This is a genomic window from Saccharococcus sp. Marseille-Q5394 (genome assembly GCF_946901335.1).
GTDB classification, from domain to species: Bacteria; Bacillota; Bacilli; order Bacillales_A; family Planococcaceae; genus Sporosarcina; species Sporosarcina luteola_C.
This window is the reverse complement of the sequence record NZ_CAMPPQ010000002.1, coordinates 459,138-473,278: the sequence shown is the minus strand read 5'-3', so window position 1 is coordinate 473,278 and position 14,141 is coordinate 459,138. Positions and strand designations below refer to the sequence as shown.

17 protein-coding genes are annotated in these 14,141 nt (G+C 42.6%); 6 read left to right on the top strand and 11 right to left on the bottom strand.

Annotation, left to right across the window (positions count from 1 at the left end; all coding sequences use genetic code 11):
- Nucleotides 1-184 precede the first annotated feature (184 nt).
- Genes OC538_RS12885 through OC538_RS12870 form a run of 4 tightly spaced genes read left to right on the top strand, consistent with a single transcriptional unit; the run spans nucleotide 185 to nucleotide 2,575 of the window.
- On the top strand, nucleotides 185-904 hold the full coding sequence (locus OC538_RS12885) for an ABC transporter ATP-binding protein (RefSeq protein ID WP_262175987.1): 720 nt from the start codon (nucleotides 185-187) through the stop codon (nucleotides 902-904).
- A gap of 12 nt (nucleotides 905-916) precedes the next feature.
- Nucleotides 917-1,732 carry an ABC transporter permease gene (locus tag OC538_RS12880; protein WP_262175985.1) on the top strand — a complete coding sequence of 272 codons (816 nt, stop codon included), beginning with the start codon at nucleotides 917-919 and terminating at the stop codon, nucleotides 1,730-1,732.
- Nucleotides 1,710-2,168 carry a LytTR family DNA-binding domain-containing protein gene (locus tag OC538_RS12875; protein WP_262175983.1) on the top strand — a complete coding sequence of 153 codons (459 nt, stop codon included), beginning with the start codon at nucleotides 1,710-1,712 and terminating at the stop codon, nucleotides 2,166-2,168. The genes OC538_RS12880 and OC538_RS12875 overlap by 23 nt, the downstream gene beginning before the upstream one ends.
- A complete protein-coding gene (locus OC538_RS12870; RefSeq protein WP_262175982.1) occupies nucleotides 2,165-2,575 on the top strand; it encodes a DUF3021 domain-containing protein in 411 nt (136 codons plus the stop codon). Before OC538_RS12875 ends, OC538_RS12870 begins: the two co-directional genes overlap by 4 nt.
- A gap of 161 nt (nucleotides 2,576-2,736) precedes the next feature.
- On the opposite strand, the gene OC538_RS12865 is transcribed toward OC538_RS12870, so the two are convergent.
- The 6 genes from OC538_RS12865 to OC538_RS12840 all read right to left on the bottom strand — a co-directional run bounded on the left by OC538_RS12865 (nucleotide 2,737) and on the right by OC538_RS12840 (nucleotide 8,319).
- Nucleotides 2,737-3,357, bottom strand: coding sequence for a LysE/ArgO family amino acid transporter (locus OC538_RS12865; RefSeq protein ID WP_262175979.1), 621 nt, complete (start codon nucleotides 3,355-3,357; stop codon nucleotides 2,737-2,739).
- A 106-nt stretch (nucleotides 3,358-3,463) separates the two neighbouring features.
- Entirely contained in the window at nucleotides 3,464-4,660 is a 1,197-nt protein-coding gene (locus tag OC538_RS12860) for a class I SAM-dependent rRNA methyltransferase (protein WP_262175977.1), read from the bottom strand.
- An 81-nt stretch (nucleotides 4,661-4,741) separates the two neighbouring features.
- Entirely contained in the window at nucleotides 4,742-5,338 is a 597-nt protein-coding gene (locus OC538_RS12855) for a hypothetical protein (protein WP_251695457.1), read from the bottom strand.
- Between the two features lie 324 nt (nucleotides 5,339-5,662).
- Entirely contained in the window at nucleotides 5,663-6,844 is a 1,182-nt protein-coding gene (locus tag OC538_RS12850) for a MalY/PatB family protein (RefSeq protein ID WP_262175974.1), read from the bottom strand.
- Between the two features lie 193 nt (nucleotides 6,845-7,037).
- On the bottom strand, nucleotides 7,038-7,466 hold the full coding sequence (locus tag OC538_RS12845; protein ID WP_262175973.1) for a HEAT repeat domain-containing protein: 429 nt from the start codon (nucleotides 7,464-7,466) through the stop codon (nucleotides 7,038-7,040).
- Between the two features lie 130 nt (nucleotides 7,467-7,596).
- Nucleotides 7,597-8,319, bottom strand: coding sequence for a MerR family transcriptional regulator (locus OC538_RS12840; RefSeq protein WP_262175970.1), 723 nt, complete (start codon nucleotides 8,317-8,319; stop codon nucleotides 7,597-7,599).
- 138 nt (nucleotides 8,320-8,457) lie between these two features.
- Here OC538_RS12840 and OC538_RS12835 point away from each other — a divergent pair, with 138 nt between their 5' ends.
- Nucleotides 8,458-8,907, top strand: coding sequence for a GNAT family N-acetyltransferase (locus OC538_RS12835; protein WP_262175969.1), 450 nt, complete (start codon nucleotides 8,458-8,460; stop codon nucleotides 8,905-8,907).
- A 139-nt stretch (nucleotides 8,908-9,046) separates the two neighbouring features.
- Here OC538_RS12835 and OC538_RS12830 read toward each other — a convergent pair whose 3' ends face one another.
- The 5 genes from OC538_RS12830 to OC538_RS12810 all read right to left on the bottom strand — a co-directional run bounded on the left by OC538_RS12830 (nucleotide 9,047) and on the right by OC538_RS12810 (nucleotide 13,206).
- Nucleotides 9,047-9,853 (bottom strand): hypothetical protein, encoded by an 807-nt coding sequence (locus OC538_RS12830; protein WP_262175967.1) that lies wholly within the window; start codon nucleotides 9,851-9,853, stop codon nucleotides 9,047-9,049.
- A 297-nt stretch (nucleotides 9,854-10,150) separates the two neighbouring features.
- Entirely contained in the window at nucleotides 10,151-10,570 is a 420-nt protein-coding gene (locus tag OC538_RS12825; RefSeq protein WP_262175964.1) for a GyrI-like domain-containing protein, read from the bottom strand.
- Nucleotides 10,571-10,595: 25 nt separating this feature from the next.
- Complete coding sequence (locus OC538_RS12820; RefSeq protein WP_262175961.1) at nucleotides 10,596-11,339, bottom strand: GyrI-like domain-containing protein; 744 nt, start codon at nucleotides 11,337-11,339, stop codon at nucleotides 10,596-10,598.
- A 184-nt stretch (nucleotides 11,340-11,523) separates the two neighbouring features.
- The gene (locus tag OC538_RS12815; RefSeq protein WP_262175959.1) at nucleotides 11,524-12,297 is read right to left on the bottom strand and encodes an aminoglycoside 6-adenylyltransferase; all 774 of its coding nucleotides are present in this window, start codon (nucleotides 12,295-12,297) and stop codon (nucleotides 11,524-11,526) included.
- A gap of 24 nt (nucleotides 12,298-12,321) precedes the next feature.
- A complete protein-coding gene (locus tag OC538_RS12810; RefSeq protein WP_262175958.1) occupies nucleotides 12,322-13,206 on the bottom strand; it encodes a DMT family transporter in 885 nt (294 codons plus the stop codon).
- A 148-nt stretch (nucleotides 13,207-13,354) separates the two neighbouring features.
- On the opposite strand from OC538_RS12810, the gene OC538_RS12805 reads away from it, so the two are divergent.
- Nucleotides 13,355-14,104 carry a DUF3888 domain-containing protein gene (locus tag OC538_RS12805; protein WP_262175955.1) on the top strand — a complete coding sequence of 250 codons (750 nt, stop codon included), beginning with the start codon at nucleotides 13,355-13,357 and terminating at the stop codon, nucleotides 14,102-14,104.
- The last annotated feature ends 37 nt before the right edge of the window (nucleotides 14,105-14,141 follow it).

The window sequence follows — 14,141 nt, the reverse complement described above, 5'->3', positions numbered from 1 at the left end:
CCCAAAATAAGCATAAGTCTACTAAAGTCGCGCATAACTCCAAGGAAGTGTACGCCCGATGCAACTCACATGTACTTTTTTGCAACTGACCGTGGAAAAACGACCGGTTATCGAAAACCGGCAGACTGACTCGTATCGGCTGGATATAGTTAGTGTACAAAGAACAATGACGGAGGGATTGCAAATGGAAATTGTGAGAGTCAACAATTTACAAAAGGCATATGGGGGGAACAACGTATTAAGGGGAATTGATTTCACTGCCAATGCAGGAGAAATCATTGGAGTCATCGGCAAAAATGGTGCAGGGAAATCTACATTTCTAGAGATATTGATGACGCTGAAACCGTATGACAATGGAATTGTCGCCGTGTTGGGCAGTGAATTGAACACGTTAACGGCCAACCAAGTTGAACAGATACGAAGGGACATATCAGTCGTTCTGCAGCCGACGCAGTTTTACAAAACGTTGAAGGTGGTCGAGTTGCTGAAGCTGTTCAAAGCGTATTACAACTCACCGGTCGATATCGAACAGATTATTGCCGACTTCAAATTGGAACCGCATCGGAAGAAATACTTTGATAAATTATCAGGAGGCTGGAAGCAAATCGTCAGTTTGGCAATTGCCTTTTTATCCGAGCCGAAACTCCTTATTTTGGATGAACCGACGACTGGCCTCGATCCACATATGCGCAATATGCTTTGGACGTATATTAGCGAGTACAACAAACGCACAGACGGGACGGTCATTTTGACGACACATAATATGGACGAAGTCGAAATGTACTGCGACAAAGTGATGCTCTTGAACGACGGCGTTAATGAAGTGTTTGATTCGACGGAAGGGATCCTTTCCAGCGGCTACAAATCAATCAACGAGTTTTACTTATCAAAAGTATCTATATAGGGAGGAATTTTCATGTTACTTACTCAACTGAAGTACGACTTGCTAATGTTTACACGGGAGATATTTTATTTGGTATTCACGATCATCGTTCCGCCGGTCACATATTTATTCATGGGGCAGCTCTTCGGGAACGCCACGTATGCCGGGAATCTTAGTTATGCAGAAACGTACACCCCTTCCTTCATTTTACTGATCACGTTCGGCGTCGTCTTTTTCGCATTCGGGTTCGATCAAGTAATGAACCGGACGACAGGCGTGGAAAAGCGGATTATTTTATCACCGGTACCGAAGAGGACATTGCTGCTATCGAATATCTTAAGGTCCATCATTATTACGAGCCTTGGCTATTTCCTAGTGTTCTTCATTGGCATGATCGCTTATGATCTATCATTCCATTCACTGAATTTCATTTTGGCATTCGGGACGTTCATCTTATTGAATGCAGCCTTGCTCATCATCTCTTCAGCGATCTACTCATTATTCACAAGCATGAATGGCGCGTTAGTTTTCTCCATTGTCATCTTTCAAGTAGTGATGTTCACTGGGGGGTTCACAATGCCGATTGCAATGATGCCAAAGTTCGTGCACGTCATCGCTGATTTCAATCCGGTCTACCATATGAATCAAATCTTCATCGCAGTTTGGAATGGACAGTTGGAATGGAACGCAGCGACACTCAAGTCTATCGGATTTATCGTCCTCGTCACTGCCATCTCTCTATTGGTCTTACGTTTTGGAAATAGTCTGCGAAATCCTTCCTTCAAATGGTATCCTACTAATAGGGGACGAGGAGGAGATATGGGGAATGAAAGTTACACTGGACATTGATGAAATTTACGAGGAGACGAAAGTGACAATCCATTGCAATGAAGTGGATGATTCGATAAAGGAAATCCTTGATTTTTTGAAGGGGAAGAAATCGGAGTTTCTCGTCGGAAGAGATGGCGAGATGCAGCATATTTTGAAACCGGACGACATTCATTACTTCCATACTGAAAAGGAAGGTGTCATGGCAGTCACTGCGGCAGGCTCCTTTTCATTGAAAGAGAAGCTTTATGAGCTTGAGGAGATGCTGTCTTCCGCGAAATTCATCAGGCTATCGAAATCGGTCATTGCCAACTTGCATGAGCTAAGCCGTTTTGAAGCTTCTTTCAACGGTACGTTAGTCGTCCATTTTAAATCCGGAGCGAAAGAGTATGTTTCGAGGACGTATGTGAGCGGCATCAAGGAAGCGCTGAAAATGAACAGGAGGAAAAACGGATGAAAACGTTTTTGACAAGAAGTGTATTGGGCATTTTCTTTGGCTCATTCCTGGCAGTCGTTACAATTCTAGCGGTCATCTATATTGACGGTAAGGATATGCTAGATGCCTCAATTCTGGGGAAAAACTTGCTCGGTACAGTATTTTGCGGTTGGTTCTTCACGGTGACTCCTTTGCTGTTTGAAAATGAAAAACTGACATTGCCGGTCCAGACGACACTGCATTTCTTATGTGTGACTGTGTTGTATTTCATCGTCGCCTTCATCATTGGATGGATTCCATTCACAGTGAAAGGATTTATCGGTATGCTCGGCATTTTCATCGTGTTCTATTCGATCATTTGGATTTCCTTCTACATGTACTTCAGGAAGCAAGCAGCGAATTTGAATGAGGAGCTGAGGGAGCTGTAAGCCCACGCTCCTCTATTGTTAGGTTAATAGTCCCGATTTGGTGATAAGTTTTGTTATTCGATAGATAACTGGTTAAATTCGATAGATAACTCTCTTTATCCAATAGATAACTATCCGGATTCAATAGATAACTCTCTTTATTCAATAGATATTGGTACCTCTCAAATAAGCTTGCTCAGTAACCGGAACGCCATATACACCGAGACCGTCCAGACGACGACAGCGGAGACTTTATTCAACATGCCAATGAATTTCCCGCTCGTATCCATCTTGCCGAGTACTCTTCCAGCAACAGCGAGTCCGAAAAACCAACACCATGAAATGATGATTGTCGTCAACGTGAACGCAAAACGTGCCTCCCCTGAATAACTTAAGGCATTCGAACCGATCACGCCGATCGTATCGATGATGGCATGTGGATTCAATAAAGAGACGGATGCTGCAAACAAAATCTGCTTCTTGGGAGAAAACCGTTCCGCTTCCGCCTCCATTGACGCAGGTGCGCTCCGCCAAAGAGAAATTCCGATGTACAGTAAAAACAGGATACCGACAGCAAACATGATTGTTTCCAACCAGTGGAATGTCAAGATGAGCAGAGATACTCCTGATACTGCAGCCACGATCAAAATCGTGTCACAAATCCCCGCGGTGATAACGACGGGAAGTGCCCTGGCTAGCCTTGGCTGCAAAGCCCCCTGATTGAATACAAAAACATTTTGAGCGCCTAGTGGTAATATAAGCCCGATCGCTAGGATTATCCCATGAAGAACAGCCTCAACCATCCGCTCTCCCCCTTTTCTATCTTTCTCTCTATTGAAAGGCTTTCTCTCAAATATTGCAATGACTCAACCAAAAAACCATCCCCGAACGGAGATGGCTTTGCACTTCTTATTTCAACTTCTGCAAAATGACGACTTTCAAGTAATTGAATTCCGGGAAGTCGCGGCTTGTGCGGAAATCCTTTGGCAATGAAGATTCCTCGAGGATCTTAAAGCGTGAGCCAGCATCCGCGAAACCTTTTTCTATGAATGTCTTGAACTTCTTCATGCTGAAGCTTGCGTTATTTGTCGATGCAATAATGATGCCGTTTTTCTCTGTGATGTCAATTGCATCCTTCAGCAAGGCCGGGTAATCCTTCGCCGTGCTGAATGTGTATTTCTTGGAGCGTGCAAAACTCGGTGGATCTAAAACAACAACGTCGAATTTCAGCTCATGACGTTTCGCATAACGGAAGTAATCGAACACGTCCATCACTTGAATGTTTTGTGCTTCATAGTCAATCCCGTTCACACTGAACTGCTCGATCGTCTTCGGCAAACTGCGCTTCGCCAAATCAACGCTCGTCGTCTCCCGCGCCCCGCCAAGTACCGCGGCAACGGAAAACGCACCTGTGTATGAGAATGTATTCAATACATGCTTGCCTTCCGAATACTTGTCGCGCAGCGCTTTACGCACATCGCGCTGATCAAGGAAAATTCCCGTCATTGCGCCATCATTCAGATCGACGGCAAAGTTCATGCCATTTTCTTTCACGATGATCGGGAAATCCCCAGGGATCCCTCTTACAAAATCATCCTGCTCGATGTACTGGCCTTGCGTATCGAAGCGTTTCTTTTCGTATACTGCCTTATACTCCACGAGCTTGTCCAACACACCATACACATGATGCTTCATGGAATAGATTCCTTCACTATACCAGCTCACCATGTAATAGCCTTCAAAATAATCAATCGTCAATCCACCGATGCCATCGCCTTCGCCGTTGAAGATACGGAATGCGGTCGTCTCGCTATCTTCAAAAAAAGATTCCCGTCTCGAAAGAGCTGCTGCTATCTTGGATTCGAAAAAGGCGAAGTCGATTTCCTCGTTTTCATCCCTTGTCAATACCCAGCCGATTCCTTTGTTTTGATTGCCATAATAGCCTTTTGCGATGAATTTACGGTATTTATCGACCAAGCGGATAAGTGAGCCTTCCTCCTGCAACACTTCCGGATTAATCACCGCGTCTTTCAAAATCAATGGGTAGCCCTTCTTAAAGGCCGCTATACTTTGTGCGTTTACTTGTACATCAATCGTTTTTGTCATCGTGTCATCCTTTTTCCATCTTTTTTTTAATTATCGCATGAAGACGCGAAAAAAGCTTCTCGTAACAGAGAAGCTTCAACATCAGGCAAGTAGGCGGAACGCCAGACTCTTCCAAAGTCCCATTCGAATCGGACGATCCATTTGCGGTCCTCTTGCGGTGTGTAAATATGTTTTTAAGTCACCTTCATACACTAGTTCCATATGTGGCATATACGCCAGATGATGCGGCATTGTCAGGCTAGGTCTCGTCAGCAGTCGGTGCATCTCGCTCTCCTGCATGACGGTTGCGACGAATTGCGAACAGAAAAACGCCCTCTTCCGTCGAATCTCTTTATTCAGCGCCACGCCGAACAAACCGATAAAGTTGTATTTATAAGCTTTTTGATTCAACTCAAATTGAACGATTTTCTGACGGATCCGTATATACGCTTCCGTAGAAACTTCGCAACGGTACACAGCGCAATCAGCCTCCTGAAAAATGCCTTCCGCAACATTTTCACGTACAAATCCACCGAAGAATGGATTGTATTGCTGCTTCCGCCCGAAACTATAGATTTCGGTCAATTGCTCGTCGAATGCTATGGATGCATGATTCAAATCTTTGCGTGTATACATGCCAATCGCCTTAGACAGTAATGTTCCCGTGTCTGTAAGTACGATGTAAATTGTTTTTCCCATTATCCCAACCCCTAACTCATCTCTCTACAAGTATGTACATTTTTTGGGGGAACCTAAACCGTCTGCAGGTGTAAACCTTCTAAGCCCTAAGTTGTAGACATGAGTAGGGGTTCGGACAGTTCAAGCGTTTATCTATATATGTATTATACGTTTTACCTATACGTAGAGTTTCACTTTCCCAAGATTTTTCAATCCCGCAGGAAAGCAAGTGATGGCATGGTTGTCATGGAAGTAACAATTGCTCATCTATCGATGGTTGTCCTATTATACTATGAATCGCTTCGACTTTCTTGCTTTTCTTAAAAATAAAATTGAAAACACCTTTCACCTTCCAAGGTTCGACAAGATATTTTCAACGGCAAGCTCGACAAATCTTGGCTCAGTCGCCATATTCAATCGAATAAACCCTTTTCCTTCTGGGCCAAACCATTCCCCGAAATCAACAGCAATTCGACATCGATCTTGGATAAACTCCTTTGTTTTCTCTGGATCAATCACATTTCTTAAATCAAGCCAGATCAAGTAAGTGCCTTCTAATGGAGAGATGATAATTTCGGGTGCCACTTCATGCAGATGTCGTTTCACATGTTCGTAATTATGCCTGATGACTGCCAATAGTCCATCCAGCCACCCTTGTCCATGCCGATAAGCAGCTTCCGCGGCGGTCAATCCAAGGATATTCACTTCAGTTTGGTTCACCGTTTTCACGTAGTCATCGAATTGGGTACGCAGCTGTTCATCCTCAATTATGATTTGTGAAAATAAGAGTCCAGCCAAATTAAATGTTTTAGACGGCGCTGTTACGGTGATGAGCCGATCTGCGAATTCACCATCGCATACAATTGCAGAAGGGATATGCTTATGCCCTTCCATAGTAAGGTCTTGGTGAATTTCGTCCGAAACGACTAGAACGCCGTGCTTCTTGCAAATTGACAGGACCTTCACCAATTCCTCTTCTGTCCATACGCGGCCGACAGGATTATGCGGAGAGCATTGGATGAACAGTTTTACATCATTGTCGATGATGCTTTTCTCGAACGCATCAAAGTCGATATGATAAAATCCATTATCGTTCACAAGCTCACAAGTCACCAATTTACGGTCGGTGTCCTTCACGGCGTTATGGAATGGATAGTAGACAGGCGTTACAATCATGACAGCTTCACGAGGTTTGGTGTATGCATTTATAAACCAATATAGTGCTGTGACGACTCCGGTTGAAAAGCGCATCCATTCTTTTTTCACTTCGTAGCCATGATGCTGTTTCTCCCACTTGATAAATGCTTCATAGAAAGAATTGGGTACGAATGAATAACCGAACACGCCATGGGCAATCCGTTTTTGCAATGCATCCAATACTGCTTCGGGGGCCTTGAACTCCATATCTGCAACCCATGCTGCGATCAGATCAGGGTCCCCGAAACGCTCATCCAATGCATCCCATTTCAATGAATTCGTTCCTTTTCGCTCGACAGCATACCGCTCGCAAAATTCGGCAACGTTCATTTGCAATCACTCCCATTTTCTTATTTATTCAACAATACGCCAACTTGCTAAAGTCGTCTATATGGATTTTTATTTTAGTGAAAAATACAATCAGGATATTCTAACGAGATGATTCGTACTTGTAGGATAAGAAAAAGCCATTCCCTCCACATGCGGAGAGAATGACTTTCCTTCTAAATCGCCAAACTACTGATTACAGTTTTGCCCAACGTTCCTCTAACCAGTTCATAAATTGTGGACCTTTATCGCCTTCATACGCATCATAGACATCTAAACGCATACGTTTTAGCTTATCCGCAAATTCTGCTACTGAATGGTCCTTCGGCAAGCTCTTTTTTACCCGTAGGAATATTTTGTCTGTGTCTTTGATAATATCAAAACGTGCCGGTAGTGGTTTCTCTACGTCCTCACCAAACGCCACTAGTGCTTCATAGGCTGCTACTTGCACCTTGTAGACAGTATCATGCTGCATACGATTTTTTAATAAATCAATGATTTTGTCATGTTGATAAGCCGATAACAATTCGACTGCGTCTAAACGCTCTCGCCAGCTAGACGTATAATTAGCCTGTTTTTTTAACGTTTCATATTGCTCCGGTAATGCTGTTTCATATTGGCTCAAGTTATTGCACCTCTTTTTTAAACTAGAGGAAAAATGAATTCTTCTTCTGCTTCCTCATTATACGTTGTCTGAGTGAAAATAGCGATGAATCGCTCGTAAGGATATATATGGTCACTTCATATTGTTATCATCAGTTTCTTTCGGCAAAAACCTTCATCGCATCCCTCATAAAAACAGCCAAACCGTCCCCGAATTTGTCAATATTCTTCGTAAATCGTTCATCCGCGACATACATTTCACCAAGTCCGGCGAATCCTTCTAATGAGTAGTCACCGATTTTATTCAAGAACGTGTACCATTCACCAATAGCTGCTTGAGCTTCCGCTGAAGCCGGATCCGTATGGCGAAGTTCTGCGAGGTTGTAATAAATGCGGTTCATGTCCTCCTGAGTTTCCTTGCCGAATTTGGCGACATTCTTGTTAGCTTTATCGACCGCCTCATCCCCCCACCGATCTCTTGCTTCCTGCTCATATGGGTTCGAACTGAAGTCGAACCCTTTAAACTTCTCTTCGTTCGTCATTGTCATTTCTCCTCTCTCAGATTGGAGCGTCTTGTCAATCGTCTCAATCATTGTCCCGAGTTGCTTTCGCTTCGCCTCTAACATGTCGCGCTGCAGCTCGAATGCTTCCAACCGGTTAAACGACGGACTTTCCAATAGCTCCTTGATTTTCTTCAAAGGGAAGCCGACTTCACGAAAGAACAAGATTTGCTGGAGGGTCGTCAAGTTCTCATCGGAATACACCCGATAGCCCGCCTCTGTCACGTTGTCCGGAACAAGTAAACCGATTTCATCATAATGATGGAGCGTGCGCACACTCACACCGGTCAAATCCGCCACTTCTTTCACTTTCATAACTCCCCGCCTCCCTTCACTATTGACTATAGAGTATGACGTAACGTGAGAGTCAATACAATTGATGAAAGATTTTTTAACTAATAATCCGGTATTCAAGTATACTTGAATCAATGACTTACGTAGGAGGTTATAGCCATGATTTTTAACACAAAGAGACTCAAACTGATTGCTTGCACACCAGAATTTTTATCGACAATATCGCCTGAGGAGTATGAAATAGGGGCTCATGTGAAGGGACATCTATCTGAACTTCAAAACGATGCTTCCCAATTAGGGTGGGGTGTTTGGTTTGTTGTTGATAAAACAACGGATGCCATTGTTGGTGACATCGGCTTTAAAGGGAAACCAACTGCCGATCATATAGTGGAAATCGGTTACGGCATTATTCCATCTGCTCAAAACAAAGGATATGCGACTGAAGCAGTCGGAGCGCTTATTGAATGGGCATTTGGATCGGGGCAAGTTAAGAGAGTCATTGCAGAATGTTTGCAAGATAATTCCGCTTCAATTAAGGTGCTAGGAAAGTTGGGCTTACGGCAAATTGGAAGAGAAGACAATATGCTTAAGTGGGAAATGAATAAGTAAACTTTAACTCGTTCATGCTCTATGTCTATCTTCTTCAATCATTTCGTTGCTTACATTTAATAGGCAAGCGGTTAACAATTTAATTGATTACTTTCCCCACCGTCACCAGGTGGTTTTTTATTTCCCCTCACGTTTATCTTCAACCCTCCCCATCCAACCAAAAGAAAAAAATCATGACGTAAGCAAGCTTTTCTTCGGATGAAATCTGTGCCCCAAAACGGACATGCTCATGATGGGATGTGCTTTGGAATGCTGGGAGCGTTGCGTAAGGAAACAGGCCGTAGCGATAGAAAGCTGTCCGATTTCCCTCCTCGTCTATTACGTCGATGTCGCCTGCCATATTCTTCGCTTTAATTTTTCTCCAAACCGTTCCATCCGCATGGTAGAGGGTTCCCCGGTTTTTCATTGCCGATTTTGATAATTGCTGTATGTACCTTCCTATGTCCGTTCCATCGGGTTTCTTCAACGTTAATGTAAATTGTTTTACATTGTTTTTAATGTGGATTGTCGCCATCGGACGTCCATCCATTGATGAAATATCGTATTCAACAGGAAAAAGAATTCCTTTTTCAAACGGACGAAAACATAGAAGCCACCTGCTAATCCAGCCTGTTGTAGGATGAATTTGAAACAACGGTTGTCCATTTCGATCTACGTGATATAATTTCGGCAACAACGACGGCACTCGTTTCAATATTAATTCTCCAATTGTCTCCATGTCCCTTACATTTTCGACGACTTCGAGGTCAACCATCTTTTCATATGCATATTTGAAATACACTCCTGCACCTATCGCAGCTAACCCGCTGATCCCTATTTCAAACAAAATATTGCCGTTTACAGAAAACCCCTCATACCAGATAAAATAATAGAGGATACAAAATAAAATCATTCCTGTTCCTCCAATAAAAGCGAAAATCGACGACTTCCTATATATTTCTTTCATGCCGTAACCCCCTTGCCCTTATCGTAACAGTTCCTTTACTTCTATCTACGTTTAACAAAACATTTAGACTCACTTTTGAAGTAAGAATTAAATCTGAAAGTGAGGATTCCGTATGTAAATAGAAAAAGACCCAGTACCTTCTGGATCTCTTCCAAAGTTGGAGTCTATGAGATTTTGTTCTCAATGAAGCCTTAGATTCCGCCAATTGAGGGATGCATGTAAATGTTACTTCTTACAAAAGAAAACCAACTTAGGTGGTATTCTTTGTCTACGCTTAAACTTTAAAAGTAGAAATCCCTACTCAATCGCAACCCATACTTCTGTCTCGTAGCCACTTGAACCTGCCGGGTGGATATATCGCTCAAATCCATAGCTATGTCTAAGTGTCACATCCGGATTGCGCAACAGCGCATCAAAAGCAGCTGGAATTGCTTCTACTCCACCTTCGACCTTCGATACAATAAATTTACCGCTTGGTATTATAAATTCCTTCGTGCCGGAAAACCCTTCTGCCAAATCCGAATTAATTCCCGCTAAGTAATGGAAGTTGCCATTCTCCATTCCTAACGTAATCCCAAAAGACTCTTCAGGCGCAACCCCCTTTTCATGGATGATCCCGTTCAATTCATCCCACAACTTCGGAATCTGAGTAACGGGTCCATTCATTTCATAGCCTTTAACCGTGAATTGTTCTACATGTTCAATGCGTGTCTCCATTACTAACATCCCCTTTTGAATCTACTTATTCGATCGGCATCCAAATCTCGATAACATCTTCCGTTGCGACAGCTGGATGGACGTATCGCTCGAAGTCATAGCAATCCCTCAGTTTAATGTCATCCATTTGAATGATGTAGTCATACGTAGCCGGAATGCCCGGAATCCCGCCTTCCACTTTTGCAACAATAAACTTGCCAGCGGGAATAACGACCTCTTTCGTGTCCGGGAACCTTTCCGTCAACTCAGATTTCAGTCCCGCAATATAATGGATTATTTCGTTCTCCATCTTCAGGCAGACGCCAAATGATTCTTCTACGACGACATCTTTCTCATTAATTTCCTTGATTAGCCGATCCCATTCTGCTGGAATTTCTGATACCGGCCCTTGTACCTCATACCCTCTTACTGTAAACCCTTCACTTTCAACAATACGTGTCTCCATTTCCTTCTCCCCTTTGCTTAGTAATTGATCGATTCCTTCCATCTTTCCTTGCAGTTCGTTGATTTCATCCTCGATTTCCTTTTTCCGATTCATCAACAAAGACTCCATCTGTTCATCTCCTTCCCGCAAAATGTCGGAAAGGGACACGCCGAAATTCCTTAATGTTTTGATTCGCACAAGCTGTTGCTGTTCTTTTTGGGAATAAAACCGGTATCCCGACTCCGGACTCACATAAGCAGGCTGGACAAGTCCGATTTCCTCATAATGTTTGATAGCCTTCGTCGTCAGTCCGACAAGATGGGCCGTCTTCCCGATTGATAACATAGCTTCCCTCCCTTTTATCTCATCCAGCTACGGACGCCAGAGGCTCGGGGTCATAAGTCAAATGTGCTCTGTGGCAAACAACGCCACGACGCACCTTCGTCTTATGCCTGTCGCCTCTAGACAGGCGCCCTCCGCTTTTGTTTACTATAAACCTGCCTCCAAGGGACAGGTCAACAAAATTCTCTTAGGAATAAAGAAGCTTATGTAAAGCCTTATCAATCGTAATAGTAGAACTATGCTGAACTACTTCAGAAAAGAGTCCTTTTAACTTTTCAGCTGAAGCAGTCAATTTTTCAACTGTCATTTCATCCGGATAGGTTGAAAGGTATGCCTCTATAAACGATGGGTCCAACGTGTCATACGCTTTAAATTGGTGCAGCTTCTTGTTTTCGTTCATCGATTGTGCCAGTAGAATATAATCTCTCATAGTCTCAAGCATCTTCAGAGAATAAATGAGATTATTTCTTTTCAACTCTTTGTCCAAACTCCATGCACTGTAAACGAATTCAAACGCGATATCGACAATTACATCGTATTTGACTGGCTTATTTTGAAAGAATTCATTTTCAGCGTTCATCTTTTCGGATACGAATCCAGTTTTATCGACTATCACTTTCCACAAAGGCGATTTCACATTCAGTAATTCACTAGGAAGAATAGACACATTAAACTCAAGTGAATTTTCCATGAATGCGATCAGCAGATAAATATCCTTGCTAAACTGCTTTTCTTTAATATAGATAGGATTTAGCTCACTGAGAGTCCGATGAATATAACTTTTAGTGCTTTCAACGTCTTCAACTTTGGACGTAGAAACCATTAGATCAATATCGGAACATTTGTCGTTATATCCATTCACTCCTGAACCTAACTGAACAACTCCTTCAACTAAATTGGAGGACGTTAATCTCTCAACTACCTTTACAAAAAACTCATCTCTTTCTTCAGAACTATACATCTCTCCACTCCCCCATTCATCGTTTTATCCCAACCTTGCTGGATTACTCCCTTTCGTCAAAAAGCTTAGTTTCGTTTCCGATAAAATAATTGCAGCAAGTATTAAAACCGCCCCAATCCCCATCTTAAGCGTAAGGATTTCACTCAAGAGGATGACGGAAAAGACCATTCCCCATAATGATTCCGTCGAAAGTATGATTGCCGCTTTTGTTTCTGTAATGAATTTCTGTGAGACGGTTTGTAATAAAAACGCAATTGTCGTTGAAAATACACCTAAATAGAGTAGAGATGTCAAACCTTCCGGATACGTGCTGAACGTTGTCTCGCCTTTCAGCAATACGACGATGACTCCGATCACAGTCGCTGTCGCCATTTGGACAATCGTCAACGCAATCGGATCTTCCTTTTTCACGAATTGGGATGTGTAGAATATATGAAATGCAAAACCGATTGCACAGCAAAACGAAAGGAAATCGCCAATATTGAGTCCCGCTGACCATTGGAGTGACAGGACCGCCACGCCGAACATCGCGAGAAATGCTCCGATGAGTTCAAACACATCTAGTTTCCTTCTATAAATCGCCAGCCCTATGAAAGGTACGATAACTACATTCACCGCTGTCAAAAAAGCATTTTTGGACGGTGTTGTAAATTGGAGACCGACCGTTTGCAGCGCAAATGCTATATATAAGAAGACCCCTAAAACCGCTCCTTTTATCAATGCACTTTTTGAAATGAACTTCAATTTTCTATAAAAAACCGCACATAATAGAACGGCGCCGATTAGGAATCTGCCCGCCAGAATTTGATAGGGCGTGTAGGAATCCAATGCAACTGCACTCCCGACAAACCCACTTCCCCAAATGATTGCTGTTAACAGCAATCCAATTTCACCATAATATTTCCGCATAGCATCCTCCGGTATCCAAGTAATCAAACAATTTATTTCATTATAACGCAACTGTCTTCATTCAAAGGCTCAATTTTTAAATTTCATTTATGTATTGTTTCATCGACTGAGGAAAACCTAATCACAAAACCGGTTAGGAGGTTTCCAATTGAGACGTTTATACTTCTTACTTCCATTTCTAATGATTTCAATGCTTATTCAACCTCTTACGTCTAAAGCGGAGCAGAACAATATTGACCAACAATCCATCCAAGATGCGCTACTGTCGACACTTCAACCGTATATTTCGGAAGGCATCATCCAATATTACGGATACGATAAATCGTATGGATTATATGACGCAAAAATAGTGAATATCCAGCGTGACGAAAAAGGTGGATTTTCCTTCACAGTTGAAGTTCAAGTGAATACATTCGAGACAGCGGAAAATCCACCATACGGCAAGGAGACGTTGCAGTTCGGGATTAGTCCGAAAGGTGTTAAACTGCTCGAATTTTCTCATGAAGGTGATGACGAGGAAAAGAAATTACATCAATTTTATAAGGAATCACTCATCGACATTAAAAAGTCATTCCATTTAAACTTACTTCCGTATGAGCGATATGATTATAACCAGTTGCGGTACAAGGCCGAAAAACAAAATGATTTCAATTCTCTCGCTCATATCGCTGAGGAAATTGTCATCAATATTCTTAGCACGGAAATCCAACCGCCTTACAAAAATGTGATCAACCCGGTAACTTTCGTTAAAGGCAATGAAGGTTTCATTCTATTCAAGACAGCCGATGGAACCAATTTTTATTACAAGGTCTTCAAGGAGAATGGCATTTGGAAAGTCATCGACCAGGACAGTGAAAAAGGGAAGAAGATGGAGTACGACTTGCTTTGGTATATGTAAAAAGAGGCAGCCTCGGCCGCCTCTTTCTCAAAATAAC

Excerpts from the sequence above, each read along its gene's own strand:
- OC538_RS12865 (WP_262175979.1), bottom strand. The coding sequence starts at position 3,357 with ATGGTTGAGGCTGTTCTTCATGGGATAATCCTAGCGATCGGGCTTATA.
- OC538_RS12815 (WP_262175959.1), bottom strand. The coding sequence starts at position 12,297 with ATGTATAGTTCTGAAGAAAGAGATGAGTTTTTTGTAAAGGTAGTTGAG.
- OC538_RS12840 (WP_262175970.1), bottom strand. The coding sequence starts at position 8,319 with ATGAAAGTGAAAGAAGTGGCGGATTTGACCGGTGTGAGTGTGCGCACG.
- OC538_RS12855 (WP_251695457.1), bottom strand. The coding sequence starts at position 5,338 with ATGGGAAAAACAATTTACATCGTACTTACAGACACGGGAACATTACTG.
- OC538_RS12820 (WP_262175961.1), bottom strand. The coding sequence starts at position 11,339 with ATGTTATCAATCGGGAAGACGGCCCATCTTGTCGGACTGACGACGAAG.
- OC538_RS12835 (WP_262175969.1), top strand. The coding sequence starts at position 8,458 with ATGATTTTTAACACAAAGAGACTCAAACTGATTGCTTGCACACCAGAA.
- OC538_RS12875 (WP_262175983.1), top strand. The coding sequence starts at position 1,710 with ATGAAAGTTACACTGGACATTGATGAAATTTACGAGGAGACGAAAGTG.
- OC538_RS12860 (WP_262175977.1), bottom strand. The coding sequence starts at position 4,660 with ATGACAAAAACGATTGATGTACAAGTAAACGCACAAAGTATAGCGGCC.
- OC538_RS12810 (WP_262175958.1), bottom strand. The coding sequence starts at position 13,206 with ATGCGGAAATATTATGGTGAAATTGGATTGCTGTTAACAGCAATCATT.
- OC538_RS12880 (WP_262175985.1), top strand. The coding sequence starts at position 917 with ATGTTACTTACTCAACTGAAGTACGACTTGCTAATGTTTACACGGGAG.
- OC538_RS12885 (WP_262175987.1), top strand. The coding sequence starts at position 185 with ATGGAAATTGTGAGAGTCAACAATTTACAAAAGGCATATGGGGGGAAC.
- OC538_RS12825 (WP_262175964.1), bottom strand. The coding sequence starts at position 10,570 with ATGGAGACACGCATTGAACATGTAGAACAATTCACGGTTAAAGGCTAT.
- OC538_RS12850 (WP_262175974.1), bottom strand. The coding sequence starts at position 6,844 with ATGAACGTTGCCGAATTTTGCGAGCGGTATGCTGTCGAGCGAAAAGGA.
- OC538_RS12870 (WP_262175982.1), top strand. The coding sequence starts at position 2,165 with ATGAAAACGTTTTTGACAAGAAGTGTATTGGGCATTTTCTTTGGCTCA.
- OC538_RS12830 (WP_262175967.1), bottom strand. The coding sequence starts at position 9,853 with ATGAAAGAAATATATAGGAAGTCGTCGATTTTCGCTTTTATTGGAGGA.